Source organism: Paenibacillus contaminans (genome assembly GCF_003285015.1).
In the GTDB taxonomy this organism is placed as follows: Bacteria; Bacillota; Bacilli; order Paenibacillales; family NBRC-103111; genus Paenibacillus_V; species Paenibacillus_V contaminans.
Genome location: NZ_QMFB01000033.1, coordinates 1 through 25,201, shown reverse-complemented (window position 1 = coordinate 25,201; position 25,201 = coordinate 1). Strand labels below are relative to the sequence as shown.

At 54.1% G+C, this 25,201-nt stretch carries 20 protein-coding genes; 5 read left to right on the top strand and 15 right to left on the bottom strand.

Going from position 1 to position 25,201, the window contains the following annotated elements:
- Positions 1–308: 308 nt before the first annotated feature.
- Together DQG23_RS34595 and DQG23_RS34590 are read right to left on the bottom strand one after the other, a co-directional pair.
- The gene (locus DQG23_RS34595) at positions 309–1,700 is read right to left on the bottom strand and encodes a stalk domain-containing protein (protein ID WP_113035615.1); all 1,392 of its coding nucleotides are present in this window, start codon (positions 1,698–1,700) and stop codon (positions 309–311) included.
- A gap of 77 nt (positions 1,701–1,777) precedes the next feature.
- Entirely contained in the window at positions 1,778–2,638 is an 861-nt protein-coding gene (locus tag DQG23_RS34590) for a DUF72 domain-containing protein (protein ID WP_113035614.1), read from the bottom strand.
- A gap of 281 nt (positions 2,639–2,919) precedes the next feature.
- Here DQG23_RS34590 and DQG23_RS34585 point away from each other — a divergent pair, with 281 nt between their 5' ends.
- On the top strand, positions 2,920–4,692 hold the full coding sequence (locus DQG23_RS34585; RefSeq protein ID WP_158560856.1) for a methyl-accepting chemotaxis protein: 1,773 nt from the start codon (positions 2,920–2,922) through the stop codon (positions 4,690–4,692).
- A gap of 708 nt (positions 4,693–5,400) precedes the next feature.
- Here DQG23_RS34585 and DQG23_RS34580 read toward each other — a convergent pair.
- The 4 genes from DQG23_RS34580 to DQG23_RS34565 all read right to left on the bottom strand — a co-directional run bounded on the left by DQG23_RS34580 (position 5,401) and on the right by DQG23_RS34565 (position 9,224).
- A complete protein-coding gene (locus DQG23_RS34580; protein ID WP_113035612.1) occupies positions 5,401–7,047 on the bottom strand; it encodes a DUF2339 domain-containing protein in 1,647 nt (548 codons plus the stop codon).
- Positions 7,048–7,196: 149 nt separating this feature from the next.
- Complete coding sequence (locus DQG23_RS34575; protein WP_113035611.1) at positions 7,197–7,583, bottom strand: hypothetical protein; 387 nt, start codon at positions 7,581–7,583, stop codon at positions 7,197–7,199.
- A complete protein-coding gene (locus tag DQG23_RS34570; protein WP_113035610.1) occupies positions 7,576–7,896 on the bottom strand; it encodes an efflux RND transporter periplasmic adaptor subunit in 321 nt (106 codons plus the stop codon). The genes DQG23_RS34575 and DQG23_RS34570 overlap by 8 nt, the downstream gene beginning before the upstream one ends.
- Before the next feature lie 395 nt (positions 7,897–8,291).
- Positions 8,292–9,224: an AraC family transcriptional regulator gene (locus DQG23_RS34565; protein ID WP_158560855.1), complete on the bottom strand. Its 933-nt coding sequence runs from the start codon at positions 9,222–9,224 to the stop codon at positions 8,292–8,294.
- A gap of 169 nt (positions 9,225–9,393) precedes the next feature.
- Between DQG23_RS34565 and DQG23_RS34560 the strand changes: the two genes are divergently transcribed.
- Together DQG23_RS34560 and DQG23_RS34555 are read left to right on the top strand one after the other, a co-directional pair.
- Positions 9,394–9,747: a cupin domain-containing protein gene (locus DQG23_RS34560; RefSeq protein WP_158560854.1), complete on the top strand. Its 354-nt coding sequence runs from the start codon at positions 9,394–9,396 to the stop codon at positions 9,745–9,747.
- An 11-nt stretch (positions 9,748–9,758) separates the two neighbouring features.
- Positions 9,759–11,036 (top strand): neutral/alkaline non-lysosomal ceramidase N-terminal domain-containing protein, encoded by a 1,278-nt coding sequence (locus tag DQG23_RS34555; protein WP_113035607.1) that lies wholly within the window; start codon positions 9,759–9,761, stop codon positions 11,034–11,036.
- 241 nt (positions 11,037–11,277) lie between these two features.
- On the opposite strand, the gene DQG23_RS34545 is transcribed toward DQG23_RS34555, so the two are convergent.
- The 7 genes from DQG23_RS34545 to DQG23_RS34515 form a co-directional block, all read right to left on the bottom strand.
- Positions 11,278–13,437, bottom strand: a complete 2,160-nt coding sequence (locus DQG23_RS34545; protein ID WP_158560853.1) for a right-handed parallel beta-helix repeat-containing protein — start codon at positions 13,435–13,437, stop codon at positions 11,278–11,280.
- Positions 13,438–13,473: 36 nt separating this feature from the next.
- Positions 13,474–14,283, bottom strand: a complete 810-nt coding sequence (locus tag DQG23_RS34540) for an amidohydrolase family protein (protein ID WP_113035604.1) — start codon at positions 14,281–14,283, stop codon at positions 13,474–13,476.
- Complete coding sequence (locus tag DQG23_RS34535; RefSeq protein WP_113035603.1) at positions 14,270–15,037, bottom strand: amidohydrolase family protein; 768 nt, start codon at positions 15,035–15,037, stop codon at positions 14,270–14,272. The genes DQG23_RS34540 and DQG23_RS34535 overlap by 14 nt, the downstream gene beginning before the upstream one ends.
- A 105-nt stretch (positions 15,038–15,142) precedes the next feature.
- Positions 15,143–16,489 (bottom strand): glycoside hydrolase family 1 protein, encoded by a 1,347-nt coding sequence (locus DQG23_RS34530; RefSeq protein WP_113035602.1) that lies wholly within the window; start codon positions 16,487–16,489, stop codon positions 15,143–15,145.
- 10 nt (positions 16,490–16,499) lie between these two features.
- Entirely contained in the window at positions 16,500–17,381 is an 882-nt protein-coding gene (locus DQG23_RS34525) for a carbohydrate ABC transporter permease (protein ID WP_113035601.1), read from the bottom strand.
- A 13-nt stretch (positions 17,382–17,394) separates the two neighbouring features.
- The gene (locus tag DQG23_RS34520) at positions 17,395–18,294 is read right to left on the bottom strand and encodes an ABC transporter permease (RefSeq protein WP_113035600.1); all 900 of its coding nucleotides are present in this window, start codon (positions 18,292–18,294) and stop codon (positions 17,395–17,397) included.
- Positions 18,291–19,949, bottom strand: a complete 1,659-nt coding sequence (locus DQG23_RS34515; protein WP_158560852.1) for an extracellular solute-binding protein — start codon at positions 19,947–19,949, stop codon at positions 18,291–18,293. The genes DQG23_RS34520 and DQG23_RS34515 overlap by 4 nt, the downstream gene beginning before the upstream one ends.
- A gap of 267 nt (positions 19,950–20,216) precedes the next feature.
- On the opposite strand from DQG23_RS34515, the gene DQG23_RS34510 reads away from it, so the two are divergent.
- Positions 20,217–22,472 (top strand): helix-turn-helix domain-containing protein, encoded by a 2,256-nt coding sequence (locus DQG23_RS34510; protein WP_113035598.1) that lies wholly within the window; start codon positions 20,217–20,219, stop codon positions 22,470–22,472.
- Between the two features lie 161 nt (positions 22,473–22,633).
- On the opposite strand, the gene DQG23_RS34505 is transcribed toward DQG23_RS34510, so the two are convergent.
- Both DQG23_RS34505 and DQG23_RS34500 read right to left on the bottom strand, forming a co-directional pair.
- Entirely contained in the window at positions 22,634–23,302 is a 669-nt protein-coding gene (locus DQG23_RS34505; RefSeq protein WP_113035597.1) for a response regulator transcription factor, read from the bottom strand.
- Entirely contained in the window at positions 23,268–24,653 is a 1,386-nt protein-coding gene (locus DQG23_RS34500; protein ID WP_158560851.1) for a sensor histidine kinase, read from the bottom strand. The genes DQG23_RS34505 and DQG23_RS34500 overlap by 35 nt, the downstream gene beginning before the upstream one ends.
- Before the next feature lie 327 nt (positions 24,654–24,980).
- Between DQG23_RS34500 and DQG23_RS43240 the strand changes: the two genes are divergently transcribed.
- Positions 24,981–25,201: hypothetical protein (locus DQG23_RS43240; protein WP_238178174.1), on the top strand; the 221-nt coding region annotated here is incomplete at its 3' end.

Here is a 25,201-nt window from a genome sequence, read left to right as displayed (position 1 = left end):
TTGCTCGGCACACCTGTGAATCCGCTCTCCAAGCCGGCAAAATCGGACTCCAGCGTAAGTCGAACCTCGATTCCATGCTCCAAGTGGGCGTTTTCGGACTACAAGCATATAGTGGAGCCTTAATGGCAGCGCAGGTTGAACGGCTTTGCCATCCTTTAAAGGATTGGCGCGTTTACCGGAAAAGGGAAATCGAACAATCCCGGAGGTATACTTTCTGAGATTCGCAAAAAAACCGCATTCCTCCGTAGAAGAATTGCGGTTCTCTATAGTCTCGAACGGAAGCTTCAAGCCGCCCGGTGCGACCTTATCTAGTTCTCTATGAATTGTAGATGCCCGATGACATAAGGAACCCCGAAAAGCAGCCGGTAAAAAAGCTCCGAGTCTCCGTCCCCCGCCTCATAACCAGACAAATCGTCCTTCGCCGCCGTGTAAAAATAAAAACGTCCGTTCGCCGATCCGATCGGCGTGTACGGAATTTCCTCGGCGCCGCCAAGCTCCTGCAGCTCGGCGTCCGTGTAAACATATATGGAAGCCAGCATCCCGTTTTTGCCGGAGCCGGAGGAAGCTTTAGAAGAAATCTCAATCTGACGGCCTTTCTCCGTCACCTCGAATTTCCCTCTCCAATATGCGGGAACGTATACCGTCAGCCGCTGGGCTTCGCTTGTATACCGGAGCTCATCGTCATATAAAGAGGGCTCGTCCTTGCTTGCATAAACGAGACGCCCCGACAAATCGGTCAACTCGCGATTGGCCGCGACACCGGCCTCGTAAATATCGACGGCACTGTCGCCGTTCATGAAGGTCATCCGGACGCTCCGGCCTTCCCACATACTTCCGCCGGCGTAAACGCCCTTCTCGATCACTTTCCCTTTCCGGTAGGCGACCCCTTCGCCGTTCTTGAGATCGTCCTTCCATTTTCCCTGGAAAAGCAGAGACCCTTCCGCATCCAGCAAGCTTCCGTTTCCGGACTGCTTCCCTTCCGCAAAGTCGCCCGTATACTTTGAGCCGTCCTTCAAATAACGAACCCCTTCGCCATCCGGCGCGTTATCGGCAAAATTCCCCGCATACAACAGCGCTCCGTCCTCTACGCGGTACAAAAAGCCGTAACCGTTCAGCCGGCCGTCCTTCAGTTCGCCGTCATACAGCTTGGCCCCGTCCGCGAACAGCTTTCCCGGCCCGTTCCATACGCCGTTAGCAAGCGTGTCGCCTTCATAGCTCAGCTTGCCCTTGTCGAGCAGCAGCTCCCCGATATAGACGGACAACGGCGTATGAATTGCGATGGTTTGATCCTGCCCGTTCCAAACGACGACTCTTCCCGTCGCCTCCCCGACTACTCTGAGCGGCACGAACGTGTAGCCGTCGATTAAACGCGGCGCAACTTCCAGCAGCGTCGAAGCGCCCCCGATTTGGGCCGTTCTGCTGCCGATCGACAGTTGAACGAGCGCATTCCCTTTGAACGATCCGCTTACCGTCTGGGTGTCGCCGTTCCAGCGAATATCGAGACCCAGCTTTTCCATTATCGGCCGTACCTGTACAAGCGTCGTTCCGTCAATGATAACGGGCTGCACGTCGAATGCCACCGGGCTGCCGTCAATCGATACGACAATCGGATTCGCGGCTGCTTTCGCCTGTATAGGAATGATCCAAATCAACACGAACGTCAGCAAAACCATTTTGGCCGCAAGCCTGCTCCGCCGCATTCCGTCTCACCTCGGGTTTTCACATTTATCTCATTCTACCTTACGACAAAAAGAATGGAAAGCGCTGCCGATTCCTGTCAAAATAAGTCCAGCTGCCGGGGTCCGAGCCCCTCGTCGCCGATTCCGAGCATCGCCATAAGCTGCTTGGCGTTGGCCGCCGCATCGCCGCCCGAATTGTTGTTGAAGATGACGATCACTTCTTCGCTTTCCTCCTGAAGACGTTCCAGCCGTTCCTTCCACTCCAGAAGCTCCCGCGCGCTATAACGGTACAAGTACCGGACCTCCCGCCAGCTTTGCCGCTCTCGCCCGTCGCTATTCCAGCCGCTCTCGTTCCGCCCGTGAAAACGGACGATCGTTTGCCTTCGGTCCGTCGCTTTCAGCACCGTAGGAATTGACCCGATCCCCGCCTGCGGCTCGTCGCAAACGCTGTGGATCCATCCCTCCCGCTCCATAAAAGAAAGCGTCTTGGCCTCCATCTCCCGAGTAAACCAGGTCCTGTTGCGAAACTCTAGCGCCACCGGCAGCCCCTCCATCAGCCGCTTCGCTTCCCTCAGTTCGTTAACATGCTCGCGGGTACAGTCGAACCAAGGGGGGTACTGAAAAAGAACCGCCTTCATTTTACCGGCGTCGACGACCGGCTGGATCGATTCCCGGAACGCCTGAAACATCGCTTCCCCGCTCTCGAACGGATGTGTAGGATGCGCGCCGCGCAGATGGCCTGTCATTCCCTGGTAGGCCTTAAAAACAAATCCGAACCCGTCCGGCGTTTCGCTCACCCATTTCTCCGCATTGCGGGCGGGCTGCACGGCATAAAACGAGCTGTCCACCTCAACAACCGGGAAGTGGCCGCCGTAGGTTTTCAATTTGTCGCGGCTCGACGAGCCGCCCGTATACAAATCCGCATGGTCTCCCCACCCGGCCAGTCCGATCCGAATCACCCGAATCCTCCTCTACACGCCAACTGCCGTACGCTTGTCGAATGCCCCCGTTTTTTCCGCCCCATTTATGAATATTGTACCATATAATGACTGACAACCCGGAATCATCCTACTCCTTATAAGTCGAACGAATAAACAACCTATATAGATCTCCATTGTAGCAATTATTAACAAATTCACATAATGTTCGTAAATGCTTAACCTTTACTGGAGGGTTTTCCCATTATAATATTTGAAACGCGTATCAAAAACCAGTCCGTCCGGACCAGGAGGAAATGCCCATGAGTTCACTGCCGTCATTCCGGTTTAAAAATACGATCCGCTTCAAGCTGCTGGCCGCTTGTTTGTTTTTATTGATCGTCCCCATTGCGGTGGTCGGCACGATCAGCTACGAGGCGTCCAAGAACGAATCGGACAGCCTGATCGAGAAAAACCTGCGCAACAACGTCAAATTTGCGGCCGAGCTTGTCAACTCGTTCAACGAGTCGGTCAAATCGGGGACAATGACGAGGGAGGAGGCGCAAGAGCGCGCCAAAACACTGCTTCTCGGGCCGCTGCAAGACGGCAAACGCAAAATCAACACGAATATCGATCTAGGCTCGAACGGCTATTTTTATGTGCTGGACGAGAAAGGGACCCTGCTTGCGCACCCGCTTATTGAGGGCGACAACATCTGGGACAAACAGTCTTCCGACGGAACCTTCTATATTCAAGACGTCATCGGCAAGGCCAAAAATGACGGAGGCGGATTCACCTACTACGAATGGCCGCTCCCCAAAACGAATGAAAGCGACGCGGTAAAGGAAGAAACGAAGATCGTCTACGGCACTTACTACGCCGAATGGGGATGGGTTATCGCCGCCGGCTCCTACATGATCGATTACAACTACGGACAAAAGCATATTTTCAACGTCATCATCCTGACATTGGCCGCTTGTATCGTCGTCGGCTCCGTTTTCTCGCTTTTGTTCGCCCGGCATGTGGCCCGCCCGTTGCTTCAGGTAACCGCCCAAACGAAGCGCATCGCGGAAGGCGATCTGACGGCGTCGGAATCCCGCATCCGCAACAACGACGAAATCGGCCGGCTCGCCGGCATGTTCGGGCAAATGCGCGATAACCTGCGGCAGCTCGTGACCCAAATCAGCGGAAGCGTGGATATGGTTACCGGCAAATCGGCGCGGCTCTCCTCCTCGATTCATGAGATTACGCAGGCGTCGAACCAAATCGCCACCTCGATTCAAGATATTTCGGCCGTTACGCATACGCAGGCGGTCAATGTGGAGGAAAGCGCCAACGCCATGGAGGAGATGGCCGCGGGCATTCAGCGCATCGCCGAAACGTCTTCGTCCGCCTTCGAAGTATCGGAGAATACCGCTCGCGAAGCAGAGCAAGGACAGCAGCAAATTAAACTGTCGATCGACCAAATGAACGCGCTGCGCACAACCGTGACCGATCTTGCCGGCGTAATCGGTTTGCTCGAGGACCGCTCGCAGCAAATCGGCGACATCGTACAGGTCATTACGGAAATCGCCGACCAGACGAACCTGCTCGCCCTCAACGCCGCAATCGAAGCGGCGCGAGCCGGGGAAACCGGTAAAGGCTTCGCCGTCGTCGCCTCCGAGGTGCGCAAGCTGGCGGAGCGCTCCAGCCAATCCGCTCAGCAGGTTTCGGAGCTGATCGAAGCGATACAGGGCAACATTTCGTTCGCCGTCAAGGAAATGAACCGGAGCGATCAGGAAGTCAACAACAGCGTAGAGGCCGTAACGAACTCCGGAATCGCCTTCGAGCACATCCTGCAAGCGACGAAGCAAGTTGTCGAGCACATTCAGGAAGCGTCCGCCGCATCCGAGCAAATGTCGGCAAGCGCGCAGCAGGTCGCCGCATCGCTTCAGGACATGCGCAAGATGGCCGGCGAATCGGCCGCAGCGGCCCAGACGATTTCCGGCTTCACGGAGGAGCAGCTTGCCGCTATGGAAGAAGTCGAATCGGCTTCCAAGGCGATCAGCGGCATGGCCCAGGAGCTGCAGCAGGCGGCTCACCGTTTTAAGCTGTAGGATAAACGTTCATGACCGTTCGGGTCGCAAGCTGCGATGAAAACTAGGCCCGGCGATCGCGCCTGTCCGTAAAAACGGCTGCGCCTCCCAAACGATTTCGAAGAAAGCGACTTCGTAAGCATAAGCTTGGACGAGCGCGTTTACCGTTGAATATATAAGCACTTATTAGGCCTTATATTTTAAGAAAAACGCCTTTCAGAGTCGGTGGTGTATGATTGACGTTTGCGCTTGGGGGAGGGAAGCGGTATGGGCTCCAACGCCCCACTCGCTCGCCGCTTGCGCGGCTGCAGTCCGATTTTGCCCAATTGGAATCGAGTCCGGAGCCCCTTACTCGCCTGCAGTCCGAAAACGCCTGCTTGCAGCGGCTTTTTGGCTCGGCACACCGGTAAATCCATTCCCCAAGCAGGTGAAATCGGACTACAGCATAAAAGTAACCTCGTTTCCTTACTCCAAGCGGGCTGATTCGGACTACAATGTACAAAGAGGGCCCAAGGCAACCGGTTTAAAAGCAAACAAATACGCTTCCACTCCCGCTACGGCAGGTTTGGAAGCCTATTTGTCTTTTTACGGGACTGCCTCACTCCGCACCAGCCGGTCCGGTACCCTGCGTGAATCCCGGCGCGCGGCAAGCAGTCACACGGCGGCTGTCGAACCTCGTACGGCTGGGATACCCCTTCGCGAAGCCGCTATGTTGATGACGCCGATGAGCTACGGCCGATCTTCCTGCGTCCCTGCGTTCTCATCTTTCGCAGCCGCATCCTGGCCGTCGTCCGCACCGCCTACAAAATATCCTGCTTGCGGCTGCTTGCCGATCCACTTGCCGTTAATGTACGTTATGGCCAGCGATATGATGCCGAGCACGAACAGCACGATGACTTTATATATCGTATCCTCGCCCGCCAGGTCGAAGAGGAGCGTTTTGCCCGCCACAAGAATCAACACGGCTGAACCGAATATGCGAAAGACGTTCTGCTTGCTGTACGCCCCCCACAAAAACAGCAGAAGCGCATAAATCCCCCAAGTGACCGATAAAGTGAGAGGCAAATCGAATACGCGGTCCACCCGGTACTCCTCGAACACGTTGGATACTTGCACGGTAAGCAGGCCGCCCACAATCAGATGGCTTAATACGGCATATATATTGGCCAGAAGCGGATTGTTCCAGCCTTTTCCGCTCATTTCCACCTTCGCCGAGAAGTAGAAGCCGAGTCCGGCGAGAATGCCCCATGCCAGCGCTCCCCAGTTTAGGAATGGAATATAAATGCCGAACCATTCCCCGCGGGGCGTATCCCAAGTGACAGCCACCCAATACAAGCCTGCCGCCAACCAAACGAGAGCGGCCGCCAGCTTAAACGCGTCCAGCCGTTTTTTCTGACCGGCTGCGAGAAGCAACGCCGCAACAAGTCCCCAGAAATAAACGCTGAGCAGCGGCTTAACGTCCAGCCCTTTGCCGATCTGGGAGCCTGCAAGCAGAAGCAGGAACAGCCCGCCGAACCATTTTGTCAAAACCGGTTCGCTGTATGCGTTCCCGGTCAGCCGGTATACGATATAAGCTAACCCGACATAGAGCAGCCCCATTATCGCAAGCGGATAAGCGAATGGCATATAGCCGTCAAGCAGCGCCACCGCCCACAAGCCGTAAATGACGGCATTCGCAAACCCCAAATACAGATTCAATCCGTCGAACTTCCGCCCGTTCCGCCAGGAAGACGCTACAAAACCAATGAGATAAAAAACGTATGCCGCTGTCGCATAACGGAACGGCAAGCTCCAAATCCCGTTCACGTCCGGCTCGAAATGCACGTAATAGACGATGTACAGCAGCCAAGTCCCGATAAAAGCCAACAGCCGCAGTTCCGTCCAGCTCTTGCGGATGCTCAGGAAGAAAAACGCCGCATTCAGCACAAGCAGATAAAGAAACAGCGTAAACACCTGATCGCTCTCGGACCGCATGACAAGCGGAGAAATAAGCGCCCCGAGCAGCACGATATTAATAAGCGTCCGAAGCCCGAACCGATAAGCGGCCCAAGCCAGCAGTACGGTTACGGCTACCATGCACAAAAACACCGTCATGGCATCCCATAACGTTTCATATATTCCAGCGAACGTAAAAGTCGCATACACGATAGCCGCACCCAGCCCGCACAGAATTTCTCCCGCCATCCGGGCGCGGCCGATCGCCAGCTTCAGCCCCCAAGCGGCCAGCCCTGCTCCGGCGATCAGGCCTAAGCCGATTTTCAACTCCTCCGTAAACCAGGTTTGGTCGAACGTAAATTTAAACAAATACACGAACGCGCTAACGATAAAAAGCGCACCGAGCAGCGATGTCCAATGCTTACGCACCAAATCATTCATCGATAAGCCCTCCTTGGCGGTCTCTCGGCAGCCGGCTCTGCTCTATGCCTCCGGGCATATGCCATCTGCTATAAGGACCAGGTCTTATCTTTAATTGTAAGGATTGCCGCAGGACGCATAAGTACTAACTTTTTCTAGTACTGCCCGGCTTATAGGTTCATGCTTAACCCGGGCGGCAGCGCGCCAAATCGGTTTTGCACTTGAGCAGCGACAATTTGCACATAGCCAGATCCTTCGAGCTTTCCGCCAATGCCGTTTGCGAATTGGCAAGCGCCGTCCTCATGTCCGGTAAGCTTCTTATCCAACTGCAGGGCTTCCGCGTCCAGCTTCTTAAGCTTCCTCGCGCAAGCGTCGGCGGATCGTTTGCAGCCGGCGGTTCGCTCCGGGTAAAGCGCAAGCCGCTTAAGGCATTTGCTTAACTCATCCCTCCGCCAGACAGGCGAAGCCGCCCTCGCCTTCGTTCCGCCGGCTCGCTTCGCCCTTTGCCCCGGTTTTATGGCCGCGCACACCCAAACGTTCGCCGGGCTTTTAAACATAAGACATCCGGCACGCAATCAAGTCCGACTTGCATTTGGAGAGCTCAAATATGCATAGTTCCAGTTCTTCGCGGCTTAGCTTAATCTGCGCCTCCGTTCGTGCCAATTCGGCCTTTAACTGAGCCATTTGGGCTTTCCTCAGCTGATTTTGCTCGCTTTTGAGCCGTGCCGCCTCCTTGCAGGCCTTCAGCTCTCCCCGGCACTTGGCAAATTCCGCACGCTTGGCGGCCAAGTCGGTTTTGCATTTGCTCAACCGCTCTTGGTAGGTCTTCGGGTCAATCGGGCTGATCGCTGACAGACGGTGCGCGCGCATATTCATCCCTCCGCCTTTTTCATATATAGTACTCGGCGAAATCCCCGTATGCTCTCGGCATTTATCCATTCACGGAGCGTATATCGCCTAGGGCATGCGCTCCAGGATGAGCAGTGTTAAGGGGAATTTGGAATAGACCCGAGCGGAAAGCGCCATGATGATCTACAATGTGTTGAAGCCGAGTTACTGATAAGCCCTGCCTATTCCGCACCGAGCGCGACTCCCGGCACACGGTGCTCGGTCACACGTCGGCTGTCAAACCTCGTGTAAATCTGCAAGAAGCCGCGAAACCACATAGCTTTGGGTTTCGCGGCTTCTGATTTTTGGAAGGGAGTCGCTCATTTTTTCGTATCGATAACCAAGGCTGAATCTCCCGAAGTATTTTCCCCCTAATGTTACTCGCTTTCTCCCGATACCCCGGCGCCTTCCCCTCCTTCTCTCCCCTCTGTGCTTTTCCACGCTTTCCGATAAGACTGAGGTGTCTCGCCGGTCTTCTGCTTGAACAAAGTACAGAACCTCTCCTGCGAGGTGAAACCCAGCTTCTCGGAAATCATGAGGATCGAATCCTTCGAATGCTTCAGCCTGTCCTTGGCCTCTTCGATCCGGATGTCCTCCAATTTCTCCATGAAGGTCGTGCCGTACAGCTTGGAAAGGATGCGTCTCGTCTGGCGGGGACTGAGCTGCAGCTGCCCGGCCAACTGCTCCAGCGTCAAATCCGAACGGTATTGATCGAAGAACGCATCGATGATCAGGCTGCGGTTATCGTCACCCAGGCGGCTCGGTATCCGGTAAGGAGGCTGTGTGCCGGATGCAGTCGAACGAATGACGTTAACGAGCACCTGGTTGAAGCAGGATTGCAGCTTGGCGTAATACCCCAAGGATTGCGTATTTAATTCATGGATGACGTCATGCAAAATACGGATGTTACCGGCCTGGTCCCGCTCGTAGAAATAACCGATTCCCGTTAGCGCGGTTTTCAGTCTTTCGACTTCGTTAGCGGGAAAATAAGTATCGTAATCGTTCAATTCCGTGTAGTCGAAGCGAAACGTATACTTGCTTAAACGGATTGCCGGATCGGTCAAGATTGCATGATAAACGCCCGGCGGGATCACGTAGTAATGGCCGGGCTGCAGCCGGATCTCTTCCCCGTTCATCACAAGGAGACCGCCGCCTTCTACGATAAAATGAAGCTCGAAGTTGGCATGATTATGCCGGTTCGAGCGGCTGGGCGCCTGTGCGGACAGAAACGAATCATCAAGGTAAATATCGAACAATATGGGGCCGATCCTGGTTTTGATGTTGTAATTTTCCGGCGATGCGTGAAGCATTCGATCACCTTCTCGTCGTAAGGGATAGTACCTGTCCTTCATTATACATGTAAAAGCAAGAGGACATCTTTTGCGAAATGATGACCGTAATGCCGGTATTGTCCTCCCATTCGATTCGATAAACTCAAGTTGAAGTTAAAAACATACCAATCATATGGAGGAATCAACTATGATCAAAGCATTCGTCAAACGTCTACCCGAGCTTCAAGGTTTCCATGGAGAAGGCGTCACTTTTCTGGATGAGCATGAAGCCGAAACGATATCCAGTAACTACGTCAGATTGAAAACGGGCCAATCGACGCCGGAAGGCTGCCATGACGACGAAGAAGAGGTGTATGTCATTACAGGCGGCAAAGCCCGACTGATTCTAGGGGACGCCACGCATGAAGTCGGTGCAGGCGACGTCGTGTACATTCCCAGAGACGTGGTGCACCAGGCTACTTGCATTTCCGCAGAAGACTTCGAATACATTTGCGTGGCTAACTGGCCTGACAGACTGCCCAAGCTGACCGCTCACAGCTGAGGAGAAGATCGATGAGATTCGGGATTGCCAAAGATCTCATTACGCCGGACATAACGACTTATATGTCCGGCTACGCCTCCTATTTCGATCGACCGTTCCTTGGCATACACGACGACTTGTACGTCCGCACTCTGTCGGTGGATGACGGGCATAAACGGCTGTTGTTCATTTCTTTGGACTTGCTTTTCCATGACGCCGCCCTGACCCGAACCGTACAAGAGTGGACGGAACGTCATTTCGGATTTCCGCCTGACCGGTTATTCCTGACTTACAGCCATACGCATGGCGGCCCGGCGGTGCGAGGCTATGACGATGTCAGCCAGCATTCCGGGGAGTACGAAGCCTTTCTGCTGACGCGTATTCAAAGCTGCATCGCACGCGCGATGGCGAACGAGTTTGAAGGCTCGCTGGAATACGGAAGCGCCGCCGGCGACTGGAACATCAACCGCAGGCTTCCTGTTGGCGGAGAGGTGACGAACAATCCGAATCCGCAAGGGGTCAAAGACGATCGGCTGCATGTACTCCGAGTATTGGATACGACCGGAAAAACGCGAGTCATTCTGTTCAATTATGCCTGCCATCCGGTTACCGTGCGCGATACGCCGTATATCTCGGGCGATTTCCCCGGCCGCGCATGCCAACTGCTGGAGGCTGAATATTTCGGCGCGGTCGGCATGTTTTTTCAAGGAGCCGGAGGCAACTCCCGTCCCAAAGTAACGGCCTACGGCGGCTCGTTCATTACTTGCACCTATGAGGAAGTGGACGAAATGGCGCTGTCCCTGACGCGGAGCATCAAGCGTTTATGCCGGACGCCGGGCGCACTCTCTCCGGTGAAGCTTACGCTGGACGCCTCCCAATTTACCGTACGGTTGGAGTTGGAGCCCTTCCCTAAATCATATTTGGAGGAGCTGGCGGCGAACGGGTATCCGGGCCTTCGAAAAATTGCGGTACGCGTGCTCGACAAGTATGACGACATGCCGGACGATATCGAGCTTCGAGCCGGCCTCGCCAAACTGAGCGACAGCCTGTACATCGCCTACATGGGCGGGGAACCGTGTTGCGAAGTGAAACAAAAACTGGAGGCGCTGTTTCCCGGCGTTACGCTGCTGTTTTTCGGCTACGCCGACTCGACCGCCTACATTCCGGACGATAAGATTATCGCCGAGGGCGGCTATGAGGCCGAAGGCTCGGCTGTGGAGTACGGACACAAGGGAAGCTTGAAGAACGGTGTCGACGCTCGGATGGCGCAAGCATTCAAGAACGCCTATGATCGTTTGAGCAAGCGATAGCATGGATATACAAAAGAGGGCTCCCTTTAGGGAAGCCCTCTTTCATTTCGATCTGTTCGTCATATCATCGCTAGCTTCCCGCTGTCCATTTTCTTGCAACTTACATTCGCCTTGTACACGGTATTCTCCTCAAATGTATGCGAAAAACCGAATATATTCGGTCCAACTGCCGCATTCTCACCCAAATGTAGCGAAAAATTGTATACAGCAACTCGCTTCCGACCGAAAACCGCCGCAGCAATCAAACAACCGCGCCTGTGGCGTCAATCCAGTCCGAGCCGTTCCACCAGATCGGCTTGCCGCCGGGATCGAGCATCGTGTCCAGGTACATCACCCCGGCGTCGAACGCGTACATAAACGGGCGGGCGAATGACGTCCCTTTCTGCACAACATGGCTGTACGATTGCCAAACACCCGGGCTGCCGGCCGTCACGCATATATAGGACATCGAAGGCTTGCCGTTATCCCCGACAAAGGTAATATCCCCGACCTGCGCATCGGTGCCGTTCAGCACCCGCTGCCGCCCCCCGTTTACCCTCCGGTATACGGTTGCGAAATCGCCGGCCACATATTCGACCACGGCGCCCTCGGCATACAAATTCAGTGAGACGTGCTCGCCCTTATAGTAAAAATTCGTGCTGAAATTGTTATGGCCGATACGCATCACGCGCCCCGCGCCTTTGCTTTTGATATTCAGTTTAGCGGCGGCGTGGCTGGTCAGTTCGTTTCCTTCGAACACCCCGTCGACCATATAAACTTCCTTCTCGGCGAATTGAACATCCGATTGAATCGTAATCACATTATGCCGCACCGTGTTTTTTCCGAGGCCGACCAGATTGAAGCCGAAGCAATCTGCGCTAGCCGAATCCTGGCGGGAGACGGACATCGTATTATGCTCAAAAAAGAACCTGCCCGCCACATTGACATATAAGCCGCCCGTACCCGTAAACCCGTTATGCCGCACGATAATATTGTCCAGCCCCGTTGCCGTCCCGAACGGATTGATGCGAACCGTCGCACTGTTGCTCGGCAGATCCGTCGTTTTGACGATATTTTTCTGGAAAATAAAGTTCGTCACGTCGCTCCCCATCAAAAACAGGCACGCCTTGTTCGTCGTAATCACGTTGCTTTCGATAATAATATCGGAGGCAGCTCCGTCCGCGAAGATCGCGCCGCTCGTATTTCCTTCCTCCATGACGCAATGGGAAATGACCACATGGGAAGTTCGGATAAAGTTTAATGAACCCCGAACGTTATTTTGAAACCGGCAATGGCTGACGATCATATTTTTCTGCGTATAGGAGGCGTCCGGCTCAAAATCGATACCATGCCCGAACGAACCGCCATTCGTATTCGCAATCGTACACTGCGTAATCGTCACATCGTCGCAGCGGACGATGGATATGCCCTGCCTGGTGTTGTTGTCCATGCGGCAGCCCTCGATCCGGGCCTGCTGCGAAGCATAAAGGTCGAGATAAGACGGCGCAATGGTCAGCCCGTCCGTCCCCCAGCCGGTGCAAACAACGTCCTTGACCACTATGCGATAAACGCCCCTGAATATCAACCCGCTGCAAGCGCCGTCCCCGGTCGCCAGGCTAAACGGCACGCGAGCGCCCTCCATAGTCAACCCATAGACGGCAATATCGCGGCACTCACCCGGCGTGTCATTCCCCCCACGGAATTGCATAGGGCTTTCCTGATTGGCGGGAAGTCCTCCGGCCGTCCACGACGGGTCCTTCACCTGCTTGATTACGGCGCCGTACCCGATAATCGTCAGACGCTTCACATTAACAAACTCGACCGACATACGCCACTCGTAATCGCCGGCATCCGACGGGGTATAGACATACACGCCGGGCGGAAACACGACGGTGCAATTCCCGCCCCTGGCGTTGACGAACGCAGCCAACCGCTTGAAGGCAGCCGCATTGTTCGTCACCCCGTCTCCCTTGCCGCCAAACCATAGGAAGCTGAACGTATAATCGACTACCCGCTTAAACCTTCCTCCGTCCGCCGAAACAATAACCGTAGCCCCGTTGTCCGCGGAAACCGCATCCGCCGGATCGCGGAAGAAAAATCCTTCGCCCCCGGCATCTGTCACATAATACAGATCATTGGCCGGCGAACAATCCAATGCCCGAAGCTGGTCGGCCGTTACGGCCGTCACGACGTCGCCGGGTGTGCAGCCCGGCGTTCCGCCTTCGCCGTAAACCGACTCGCTAACCGAGCCTCCTCCGCCTGCGGCGCCCCAAACGCTCGACGGCAGCAGGCTTGCGGCCGCGAGCGCCGCCCCTCCCATCCCAAGCGAAGCGAGCAGCGCCCTCCGGCTGACCGGTTGCGGCGCGGCTTCCTTTTCCTGCGGGATTTGCGACAAATCCTTGTGTGGTCCTGGTCCTGGCATTTCGCATTCCTCCATCATTCGAATTGGGATCATTCGTTAGGGAATACACGTCAAGAGCCTTTTGGCGTTTAAGCCCAATATTCGCTCTTTGACCGAATCGGGAACATCAGCGTACAACACATTGCCGATCTCCGAATACAGACTCAAGAATGTCATATCGCTGGAAAACAACAATTTGTCCGGGTCTGTCCGCTCCGTAAACTGTTTCAGAGTGCATTGGGAGGAAATAAAGCTGCCCGTCAAATCGAGATACACATTGTCGTACCGGTTGGCCAACTGCATCGAGGTCGTAATCGCCGGCTCCACGCCGCCGAGATGAGCAAGCAGCAGCTTCATATTTTTGTAGCGAGCGGGAATGTCGGCGAACAGCGCCGGGTCCGAATTAGGCCCCCAGGCATGCGCCAGCACGAGCAAGCCTTTTTCGTCGGCAAACTCCCACATCGGCTCATATTTCTCTTGGTCAATCCGATACTGGTTCACCTCCGGATGCACCTTCAATCCGATAAAGCGATCGGATGCAGCCAGGCATTGTTCGGCTATATGCAAGCTTTTATCGCTCAAGTAGGGAATGTAGGTCACCCAACCCAGCAGGTTGTCGTTTTCCTTCATCATCCCGGCTAAGTCCAGGTTTGCTTCCAGTTCATCCGTTGACAACCCGCGCAGCATCGAAATCGCCGCATAATCGACCCCGACCCTGTCCATCGACTTCCGGAAGCGGACCAACTGCTCCTTCTCATCCGCGTAAGGAACGAACGGATTGGACGGGCAGCCGAGATGACAATGGATGTCGATGACCAGAACATCGCGCAGCGGCAGCCCTTCCTCCGCATATTCACTGAGCCGCATAACGATCACCTCCACCGCTAATCAACAGCTCCGCATTCAGACAAGCAATGTTGTCTCTATCCTCGCGCGAAAGCTCGGAGTACGACAGCATCGTAATCGCCGGGCCCGGACTGTTGAACGGCATATTGGAACCGAACAGCAGCCGCTCCGAGCCGAACAGCCGAACCGCCTCCTCGTACGCCAGCCAGTTGTTGAGCGTTGAAAATTCCACATGCACGTTCGCAAACCGCTCTAAATAGCTGTACAGCGACATATTGCGGCGGTATAAGGCTTCTACCAGCACAATGTTGACGTTGGGATAATCCCGGCATAATCGTGCAAACCCTTCCGTTTCCCCCAACGTATCTGTAATTTCGCTTGCGCTCAGCAGCATCGTCATATTCAGGCGTGCGGCAATTTCGAACATCGCGTCCGTATGGGCGGAATTCAACGAATAGCCATGCAAGCCCGGGTACAGTTTGGCGAAGCGGATCTCCTCCTCCCGCAGCCGCCGCTCCAAATCCCCCCATCCTCCGCTATATTTGTAGTGAGGCGATAAAATAAAACACGGAATCAGACTATCGTGTTGTTTCGCGAGACGGAGCAGCTTTTCGTTGCCTTGAATCGGATTGTAAAACCGGGCGTCCGCATGATAGACAACCGCCTTCTCTATCTGATAAAAAGCCATCGTCTCCAGAAAACTTGGCTCGTCCCGGATCGCCAAATCCTGCTTCACGTACATGCCGATCATCGCGTTCACATCGATTTTTCGCATATGTTCACCCACCTGTCGTTAAGCTGCCGAAGGCAGGCAGACAGCGTACAGCCGCCGCCAGAACCGCGCCTTCGGGTACGCGCGCCGTTAACCCGCTGCCGCGCATCAATCTACTGCATGACCCGCGATCACATCCCGGTAATAATGCCAGCTCTTCTTCCGGGTTCGCTGCTGCGTCCCGTAATCGATCTGTACAAGACCGAAGCGGTAACGATAGCCGGATGTCGCCTCGTACGTGTCGGTATACGACCAATAATAGTAGCCATGTACGTTGCAGCCGCTCCCGATCGCCCGATGCAGCTCGCGCAGATGCTCCCGCATATACGCGATGCGGTCGTCGTCGTCAAGCTGCGCTTCCAGCGGCTTGTTCACGGAATCGTGGGCGATCCCGTTCTCGGTCAGGTACATCTTCGGATTGCCGTACCGCTCCTTCATATAGCGCAGCGAATCGAACAACCCTTGCGGGTAAATTTGAAACCCGTAATCGCTCTGAGCATAAAAATTCCGCACCGACGTCGACGACAGAAACACGTCTGCCTCATAACGGCAGCGGGCAGGCGTATAATAATTCAGCCCGATCATATCCATCGGCTCGAACCGTTCGCGCAACTGCTCTACGCTGCCATCCGGCATATGCGGGCCGATCTCCGCCGCCTGCAGCAAGGACTCCGGATAGGCCCCCTCAAGCAGCGGCTGCAGCCACCAGCCGCAAACGAAGTCGAACTGCCGGTTCGCTGCGTCCCGATCCGCTGCCGATAAAGTGTCCGGGTAAACCGGGACGAACGCGACAACTGCGCCGATCTCGCCGCCCAGCCGCAGCGAGCGGTACAGCTTGACCGCTTCGTAATGCATCAACAGCATATGATGCCCGGCCAGCAGCGCCCCCTTCATATCCTCCTCATAGGGGGGATAAACCCCGTTCAGGTATGAAGTGAAAGCCATCACCGACGGCTCGTTCATCGTGCTCCAAAGCTTGACGCGATCACCGTAACGGTTGAAGCAGATTTCCGCATAACGTCGGAACGCTTCCACGATGTCCGGGTTTTTGAAGCCACCCTGCTCGGCAAGCGCCTGGGGCAAATCCCAATGATACAGATCGACGAGTGGCTCGATGCCGTTTTGAAGAAAGCAATCGATTACTTTATTGTAATAGTCCAGCCCCGCCTCGCTCGCAACCCCCGTTCCTTCCGGCAAAATCCGCGACCAGGAAAGCGACAGGCGGAACGATTGCAAGCCCAATTCCCGCATCGAGGCAATATCCTCGGGATACCGGTGATAAAAATCTGCCGCCGTTTCGGGCGTATCCCCGTTCCAGAAACGTTCTGCGTCCGCGCGGGCCGCGATATCCCAGATGCTCGGCCCCCGTCCGCCCTCAGCCGCCCCTCCTTCGATTTGAAAAGACGATGCGGCTGCTCCCCACATAAAGCGGGAAGGAAATGAAAAATGGATCACAGCTTGCCTCCTAACCTTTGACCGATCCGATCATGACCCCTTTAATGAAGAACCGCTGCAGGAACGGATAAATCAGAACGATCGGCAAAATGACGATAATAATGACCGCATATTTAATCGAAAGCGATTGGAGCACCCTGTCAAACCCAGTCAACGAACCGAGCATCATCGTATTGTCCTCCTGGATCAGCAGCTTCATCAAATACAGTTGCATCGGCTGCAGCTTCGGATCGGTTAAATAAATCATCGCGGGGAAATAACTGTTCCAATGGGCGACCGCATAAAACAGCGCAAGCACCGCCAAGATCGGCTTTGATAGCGGGATGGCGATTTTCCACATGATCTGCGCATCGTTGGCTCCGTCAATATACGCCGATTCATATAAGCTTTCCGGGATTTCCTGAAAAAACGTCCGGGCCATAATAATCAGAAACGCGCTCGCGGCCGAAGGCAGGATAATCGCCCAGCGCGTATCGAACAGACCGAGATTTTTGATCAGCAAATATTCGGGAATGAGCCCTCCGCCGAAAAACATCGTAAATGCAATCAGCATCATAATGACATGCCGGCTGGAAAACGTTCTGCGCGACAGCGTGAACCCGGCCAGCACCGTCATCGCGACATTTACCCCCGTACCAACAACCGTATACCAAATCGTATTGTAGTAGGAGGTAAACAACCCCGGATTGCTGAACGCCCGTTTGTACGCCTCGAGCGAAAATCCTTTCGGGAACAGCCACACCGACATTTTCGCCACTTCCTGCGGATCGCTGACCGACAGGCTGAACACGTAAATGAACGGGTACAGCGTAACCGCCATAGCCCCCAGCATGACGAGCGCGATCAGCGCATCCTCGATCCGTTCCCTTAGCGATTTTTGATAGGCTTGCATGAAGCAGCTCTCCTTACCACAAAGATACTTCCGTGACTTTCCTGCTGAGCCTGTTAAAGAGGACAAGCAGCATGAAATTGATGACGCTATTGAACAGCGATACCGCGGCGGCGAAGCTGAAATCGGAATCGAGTAAGCCTTTGCGATACACGTAAGTCGAGATGACGTCGGCCGTCTCGTACGTGGATGGATTGTACAGCAAAATAATTTTCTCGAAGCCAACGCTGAGCAAGGAGCCGAAGTTGAGCATCAGCAAAATCATGATCGTCGGAAAAATGCCCGGCAGCGTAATGTACCGCATCTTCTCCCAGCGGCTGGCTCCGTCCGTTACGGCCGCCTCGTACAACTCCGGGTTGATCGATGCGATCGCAGCGATAAAGATGATCGAATTCCAGCCGAACGACTGCCAGATGCCTGAACCGATGTAAACCGTCCGAAACCATTCCGGCTCTGCGAGGAAATGAATCGGTGCGAAGCCGAACTGCTTGAGCAGTTCGTTAACGATTCCCGTCGTCGGAGACACGAACGAGACGACGAGGCCGCAGATCACGACAATCGAGATGAAGTGCGGGAGATAGCTGACCGTCTGCACGACTTTTTTGAACATCCCCTGCTTCAATTCATTGAGCAGCAGCGCGAACAGAATCGGAACCGGAAACCCCCACAGGATGCCGTACAGACTAAGCTTCAACGTATTCAGCAGAAGACGGCCGAAGTACACAGAGTTGAAAAACTCCTGGAACCACTCGAGTCCTACCCAGGGGCTCCCCCATATTCCCTTGACCGGTGAATATTCTTTGAAGGCAATGATGACCCCGTACATCGGCGCGTAGTGGAACACCGCATAGTAGACGAGCACAGGCGAGAGGAGCAGCCAAATATATTTATCTTTCTTCCATTTGGCCAGCATCATTTTTTCGAGACGCGGTCATACTTTTGCTGTTCGATTTTACCCCACTCGTCGATGCCCATGCTTTTTAGCGTTTCCTTGTATTTGCCGAAGTTGTCGAGACTCTCCTTGCCCGTAATGAATTTCAGCAGCATTTCGTTTCGGTACGTCGTAGTATCGCCCGACAGCCGGCTTACGCTGCGCTGCTCGTCCGGGGAGTCGATAATTTGCGGATACGGCGGGACGACCATTTTCTGAAGCTCCTTCGTTTGCGCCCATAGCTCCGGATTGGAAGCCGACCAGTACGCCTCGAAAAATTCATAGGTCAAAATATGCGGCAGCACCGACTCCGTCCCGACCGCTCTGCCTGGATCGACGCCCGCCGCAGGCTTCAGGAACGATTCCATCAGCTTGATTTTTCCATTCTCCATCGTGTACGTAACGCCTTCGATACCCGCCAGCATATACCGCTGCCCTTCCTCCGACGCAAACACGTAATCGAGCCACTTAATCGTCGCCACCGGGTCCTTAACGCTCTTGTTAACAGAGACAAAAATACTCGCAAGCGAGTTGCCGAGCAAATACCGCTTCTCGTCCTTACCGGCAGGAGGTGCGACTCCGACCAACTTGGCGCTGTTTATGCCGCTTTGCTTTAATACGCCTTCATGAATCGGAATATTGCCCATATGCTTGTAAAACACGCCGGCCAAATTATTGTTGATATTCGCCGATTCCTTATCGCCTTGCGTCGTCGGATAGCCAGGGTCGAGCAAGCCCTCCTTATAGAGCGTGTTCAGGAACGCCAGCAAATCCTTCATTTTGTCATCTATCCACTCGTAGCTTACCTTGCCGTTCGCATCCGCCCACCAATCGCGGCTTTCGCTCAAATGCAATCCGAACGCGTTGCCGAACAGCGGCAGGACGCCGAGCGGACCGGAAACGGAAAGCGGAATTTCATCGGCCTTCTGGTTGCCGTTCGGGTCCTTCTCCTTAAACGCCCGCAGCACGGTCAGCCATTCGTCGATCGTTTCCGGCGCTTTCAAATTCAGACGATCCAGCCAATCTTTGCGGATGATCATCGTTGTCATTTGCGGCGAATAATTAAGCGTAGGCAGCCCGTAAATATGCCCGTCCGGCGATTTCAGACTTTTGACGATATTCGGGTCCTTCTCAAACAGCTTCTTAATATTCGGCGCATGCTTGTCGATCAAATCCTCCAGCGGCAGCAGCAACCCTTCGGACCCGTATTTGACCATATCGCTTGCCCCGTTCGGCATCTGGATCAAATCCGGCAAGTCTTTGCCCGACGCCAGCTTCAGCTGCATGACTTGCTTGAACTGGTCCGGCGGCGTAACTTCCCATTGCAGCTTGACCCCGGTTTTTTGCTCGATCTGCTGGAATACCGGCAAATTGTTCGCCAAGCTGGCGGGCGCATAATAACTGTCCTGGATGCCGACGCGCAGCGTAAGCGATCCCGGCGCCACAATTTGCGTACCGTTCTGCTTGTCATTCCCCGGCTTGTTTGTCTCGCTCGCGCCTTTCTCGCCGTTTCCCGCCGGTGTTCCGGACGGCTGCGGCTCCTTCTCCGGACTTGAACAGCCCGCAAGCGTCAGCGATGCGAGGACTAGCGCCGAAGCGACCGACGAAGCCAATTGTCGTTTCTTCGTTTTCGTTTGCAAAATGGCAACACCTCTTCTTTTTTGTGTGATGGTTTGCGACCCCCTGGGCTTATTCGAGCCATTGTCGAAACCGTCGGGAACGGACCGCTTGACACCACAATACCGGGCGGAGGCCGCCGCTGTATACGCACACTTTCACGCCATATCCGCGATTTTTCGGGTAAACCGCAAATTGGTGTATTCGATGGGGAAAAGCATATTGCTTTTCCTCTACGCGCGCAGCAAAATAAGGGAGAATCAAAACGGAAGAAAGGAATCGGGCCTGCCATGATGAACACCAAACAGCTCTTTCCATTATCCAAAAATTCCTTGCTTCTGCGGCTGCTGTCCGGCTTTCTCGGCATCATTCTGCTGTTGCTTTCTTTCAACGCCTTATCCTTCTCCTTCTTTCAAACCAACATCAAGAACGAGATTATCCACGCGAACCAATTGAACCTGAGCAAAACGACGGACAGCTATGAGAACCATATCCAACTGATCGACAGCATGCTGAGCGGATTCTACTTCGACGACACTGTAACCGTTTTCAAAAATAACCCTTCACCAGCCGAGTTCGAGCTTTATTTTCGCATCCGCGACAAGCTGAACGCCTTGTTGACGAATCCGCTTCTATATTTGCACAATATTTTGTTCTATTTTCAGAAAACCGGCGTCGTCGTGGACGCATCCGGGTTCGACAACGCCGCGGCTACCTTCGCCGTGCGTTACAACAGTCCGGCGTATCCCCCGCAATTTTGGGAAGAGCAGTTCCTCGGGGACGATCGGCTCCAGTTGTTTCCTGCGGCGATCTTTGCCAGAACCAATCCGGATCAAACCAAATTGTCTGTCGGCAACCTGCTGCCCGTCGTCATCAAGAACAAATTCGAGGACTTCTATATCATCGCCTTCCTCAACGCGGACAAGCTGTTTCAAGCCTTCCAGGTGTCCGGCCCTTCCGCCTTCTATATGCAGGATACCGGGGGAGCTCTGCTGTACAGCTATGGACCGCAAGCGCAGCGGGTCGAGTTTGCGGAGGAAGACCTCGCGAAAGGCTACGCCAAGCGGGGCAGCGACTATTCTTTTGTCAAAACAGGCGCGACGACCGGTATCACCTACGTACAATCGATTCCCAACGGGAATATCGCGTCCAAGGTGGCCCGGCTCAATGTGCTGCTGGTCGCGCTGCTGATCGTTTCCATTGTTGCCGCCGTTCTAATCTCCATCATCCTCAGCATCCGGTTCAACACGCCGATCAAGGCGATTATCCATTCGCTTAATAAGCAGAATCCGGATATTTCATTGCGAAGCAACATTAACGAATATGTGATGATCCGCGAGAAATTCCAGCATTTGCTCCAGTCCAACCGCGACATTCGCACCGACTTGACGAACAAGAACAAGCTGCTGCGCAATTACGGCTACATCACGCATTTGAAAAGCATTTACTCCGAGCATAACGAGATTGAGAAGCTAACCGAAACCAAGAAGCCGTTCTATTTAGCATTGTTCGACCTGACGTATACGCAGCAATTCAATCATGAGCTGGGAATCGGGCAGGACCGGGCCTCCTATGCGATCAAGGAGCTGATCTCCAATCATCTTTCGGGGGAGTTTGGCGAAACCGTTACGCTGCAAGTCGAGAAGGAACAAATCGTTTCGCTGGTTTTCACCGAAGAGAGTATCCAGAAGGTTTGGAAGGCATTGGAAGCGCTAAAGCCCATGTTCGACTTTGACAAAGATTATTGCGTCCTGACCATCGCCATCTCCCCCGAAAAGACCAACATGCTGAGCTTCCCCGACGCTTACGGAAAAGCGGTGGAAATGCTGGGGCAGCAAAAGCTGGTCCATGAAACGCAAATCATTACGGTTTACGAGTCGCAGGTGATGAGGTACGTATTCACGGCGGCGGAGGAGCAGGAGTTTTTCTCCAATCTGCAGGCCGGCAACAAGAAGAACGTTATCGACCTCGTTCGGCGTATTCTGGAGCATATGCGCAAAAAAGATTTAAGCGCCTTCCACTACAAGCAACTTGCCGTGGAGGTAACGACGAAAGCGATCAAGGCGCTGATTTCCTACAATCTGGATATTTCCGTGATATTGAAGCATTACTCCCCGGAGCAGCATATGAAAAAAGCACTCTCTGTGGAGCAGTATATCGATTTTTTCGAACGGCTGCTGACGCAAACAACCGATATGATTCATCTGCACAAATCGGTGGAAGATCCGATCGTCACCTTCGTCATGAGCTTTTTGAACGCCAACTACCATCTGGACGTTACGCAGGAGTTGGTCGCGGATAAGCTCAACATCTCGAGCGGCCATCTGTCCGCCCATTTCAAGGAGAAAACCGGCATCCATTTCAGCGACTACCTGAACGATATCCGCATCGCCAACGCCAAAGACATGCTGAAGAACACCACGTTCAAAATTCAGGAAATCGCCGAAAAAATCGGCTATCAGAACGTCAACTCCTTTATACGCATGTTCAAAAAAGGAACGGGCGTCACGCCCGGCGAGTTCAGACGCTCCATCGTCGCGGAATAAACCGGCCGAGCCCCGCGTCGCACGCGACCGGGGCTTCTGCTATTCCCGTCGCAACTCGTCCTTGTCGCGGGGCTTCGCAATTTTGTGCTTCTTATCGAAAACCTTTGCCGCAGCTTTCGCTACTCGTACTTCCCGTCCAAGAAACCATGTCGCAGCTTTCGCTACTTATTCTTCTCGTCAAAAAAGCCCATATCGCGGGCTTTCTTCGCCGCATCCTTGCTGCTCCCGCCGCCCAGCTTCTTGAGAATGTTCCCGACATGCACCTTGATCGTGCGGATGGAAACGACAAGCTTGTCGGCAATGTCCGTCTGCGTATAGCCGCTATCGATCATCTCCAGCACCTGCAGCTCGGCCGGCGTTATTTTGTCGCGCACCTCTTTCACCTGCACCTGGCGCTCCAGCTGCTTCAACCGCCGGAACTCCTCGCGCATTTGCTCCGCGACCGATGCGTGAATCGACGAGCGGTTCTGATGCGCGCCGCGGATCGCCGCCGGAATTTCGGCGAATTCGGACTTTACGACGTAATCCGTCGCCCCGGCTTGGAAGGCGCTGAACACGACGTCGTTTTCACGAAGCGAGCTGAGCATGATTACCTTGGCGGTACATGTGCGGCACACTTCCTCCGTCAGCCAAATGCCCTCCATGCTGCTGGCCAGCATAATATCCATCAGCACGATGTCGAGCTCGTGCCCGCGGATCGCCGTCAGCGCATCCTCTGCCGTGCTTGCCTGCGCCACGACGGCAACATCCGGCTCCTTCGCCAAATATGCCGTAAGCCCGCGCAGCCAATCCGGATCATCCTCGACGATCAGCACCTTGATTCGTTCCATGCGTCCCTCTCCTTCTTCTGGAGAAATAAAGCGAAACCGCCGTGCCCTTCCCGATTTCGCTATCGATTTCCATTTTGCCGCCGTGTTTGTTCATGACATTGTAACAGTAAGCGAGCCCGAGCCCGAAATTGAGCCGTCCTCCGCCGCCCTTAGTCGAATAGAAAGGCTCCAGCACTTGCTTAAGATGCTGCTTGGCAATGCCGGGACCGGTATCCCGCACTTCGATTACGGCATGTTTTTTCGTCTCATATAAGCGCACAAACAGCGACCCGCCCTTCGGCATAGCCTCCGCTGCATTCATAATAAGGTTGTTGACCGTTTCGGCGATTTGGGCCCTGTCTATCTCAAGCTCCACATCTTCCTTCAGCTCGACCCCGACATCCAAATGACGCAGATACGGCGCCAGCTGCTCAAGCAGCTCGCGGACGATGTCCGCAGGCCGGTGGCGGCCGACGACAAGCGCCAAATCCTGCGTTTGCTCGTGAACGCGCGAAATCATCTCTTGGATATGCCGGGACGCATTCCGGATCACCTGAATATCCGCCGCAAGCTCGGTCTGCTTCGTTTCTTCCGCATAGGCCGCGATTTTTTCGGAGAACAGCTTCATTTTGCCGACGTCGTTCTTGATGGCATGATTCAAAATCGACGTTCCAGAAGTAATCGCCCGGATCGTGACGTCCAGACGTTTTTTCTCGATCAGGAATTGCACGCCCATAAACCCGTACTTAAAAATAGCGACCAAAAACAGCAGCACGGCGTACGCGATTATCCACGTGTTGTAGCGCCACATTTCGAAATAGCCGAGAGACGGGAGCACGTAATTCATCACGGCGCAGAAAACGACGGTTGGCACCACGATCAAAATGACGAGCATATGATTGCGCCGCAAAGCGCGCGTCGGCTCCCGCTTGAACAATACGAGCAGCGTGCCCGCCACGACGTAAGGAAGCGCCCAAAGCGCGGCAATCGGATAATTTACCGGATGAATCGGCTTGACGAACAACAGCATGGCGGCGGCTGGAATAAGCAGCACCGAGGAAGCAAAGCGGATCCGTGATCCGACCAGAGATGGCGTATTATAATATAGCGCAAACAGCGCAAAGGAATAAGGCATTCCGTAATATTGAAACAGCGAAGTCAAAATACGCAAGCCGTCAAGCAGCTTCTGGATCGTAGCATTCGCGCCTTGTTCGATCGCGTAGGGCAGTATCGTATCGCCGATTACCGCCGAGAGCGCTCCGCAGCCGCCGCAGAAGGCGACCGCGCTGAGCCAGCGGATCGAGCTTTTGCGCGAATCCGACATGAGCAGCACGATGCTGACGAGCCATAATGCAATCCATACGAACAACATGCTTCTTTCCTCCGTTACTTTGAGGATAGCCTTAGTATAGCATGATGCCGCGGGATTAACGACTAGGACATCGCCCGGTTCTAGCAAAGTGAAGACTTGATCATGCATGGGTACGCTATGACAAAAACAAATTTGAGTTTACTTCTTGAGCATTCACCTGCGGAAGAACGAATGAATCTACGCGTGGAGAAGCTGCGCGGACGTGCGCAGACGGGTGCTAACTGGAAAACATGCAGTTATTTTCGGCTAAAAAGCGAGGAAACGACATTTAGCTGGAAAAACTGCAGGTAATTTGAGGGATTTTTTAGTTTTTGAGGAATTTCTATAATGTTAACTGGAGTTTTTCCATTAAAATCTGCTAATCAAGGTAATTTTCAAAAAATAACTGCAGGTTTTCCATTAAGCATGGCGGCGATTTGCAAATACATTTGTAAATCTGTGCAGAGTCTCGTGCGGACGCAGCAAAAAGCCCCGGCCAATAATGATCTGGACCCTTTGTCAAGGACACTTGAAAAAAGCCTAGCATCTAGGCGGTTAACAAAAGATGG

What these genes read in the sequence shown, in the direction of transcription:
- DQG23_RS34545 (WP_158560853.1), bottom strand. Translation starts at nt 13,437, where the DNA reads ATGCCAGGACCAGGACCACACAAGGATTTGTCGCAAATCCCGCAGGAA.
- DQG23_RS34500 (WP_158560851.1), bottom strand. Translation starts at nt 24,653, where the DNA reads ATGTTGTTCGTATGGATTGCATTATGGCTCGTCAGCATCGTGCTGCTC.
- DQG23_RS34575 (WP_113035611.1), bottom strand. Translation starts at nt 7,583, where the DNA reads ATGTTTAAAAGCCCGGCGAACGTTTGGGTGTGCGCGGCCATAAAACCG.
- DQG23_RS34565 (WP_158560855.1), bottom strand. Translation starts at nt 9,224, where the DNA reads ATGCTTCACGCATCGCCGGAAAATTACAACATCAAAACCAGGATCGGC.
- DQG23_RS34525 (WP_113035601.1), bottom strand. Translation starts at nt 17,381, where the DNA reads ATGCAAGCCTATCAAAAATCGCTAAGGGAACGGATCGAGGATGCGCTG.
- DQG23_RS34570 (WP_113035610.1), bottom strand. Translation starts at nt 7,896, where the DNA reads ATGCGCGCGCACCGTCTGTCAGCGATCAGCCCGATTGACCCGAAGACC.
- DQG23_RS34505 (WP_113035597.1), bottom strand. Translation starts at nt 23,302, where the DNA reads ATGGAACGAATCAAGGTGCTGATCGTCGAGGATGATCCGGATTGGCTG.
- DQG23_RS34540 (WP_113035604.1), bottom strand. Translation starts at nt 14,283, where the DNA reads ATGCGGCTCAGTGAATATGCGGAGGAAGGGCTGCCGCTGCGCGATGTT.
- DQG23_RS34510 (WP_113035598.1), top strand. Translation starts at nt 20,217, where the DNA reads ATGATGAACACCAAACAGCTCTTTCCATTATCCAAAAATTCCTTGCTT.
- DQG23_RS34535 (WP_113035603.1), bottom strand. Translation starts at nt 15,037, where the DNA reads ATGCGAAAAATCGATGTGAACGCGATGATCGGCATGTACGTGAAGCAG.
- DQG23_RS34580 (WP_113035612.1), bottom strand. Translation starts at nt 7,047, where the DNA reads ATGAATGATTTGGTGCGTAAGCATTGGACATCGCTGCTCGGTGCGCTT.
- DQG23_RS34555 (WP_113035607.1), top strand. Translation starts at nt 9,759, where the DNA reads ATGAGATTCGGGATTGCCAAAGATCTCATTACGCCGGACATAACGACT.
- DQG23_RS34560 (WP_158560854.1), top strand. Translation starts at nt 9,394, where the DNA reads ATGATCAAAGCATTCGTCAAACGTCTACCCGAGCTTCAAGGTTTCCAT.
- DQG23_RS34520 (WP_113035600.1), bottom strand. Translation starts at nt 18,294, where the DNA reads ATGATGCTGGCCAAATGGAAGAAAGATAAATATATTTGGCTGCTCCTC.
- DQG23_RS34585 (WP_158560856.1), top strand. Translation starts at nt 2,920, where the DNA reads ATGAGTTCACTGCCGTCATTCCGGTTTAAAAATACGATCCGCTTCAAG.
- DQG23_RS34595 (WP_113035615.1), bottom strand. Translation starts at nt 1,700, where the DNA reads ATGCGGCGGAGCAGGCTTGCGGCCAAAATGGTTTTGCTGACGTTCGTG.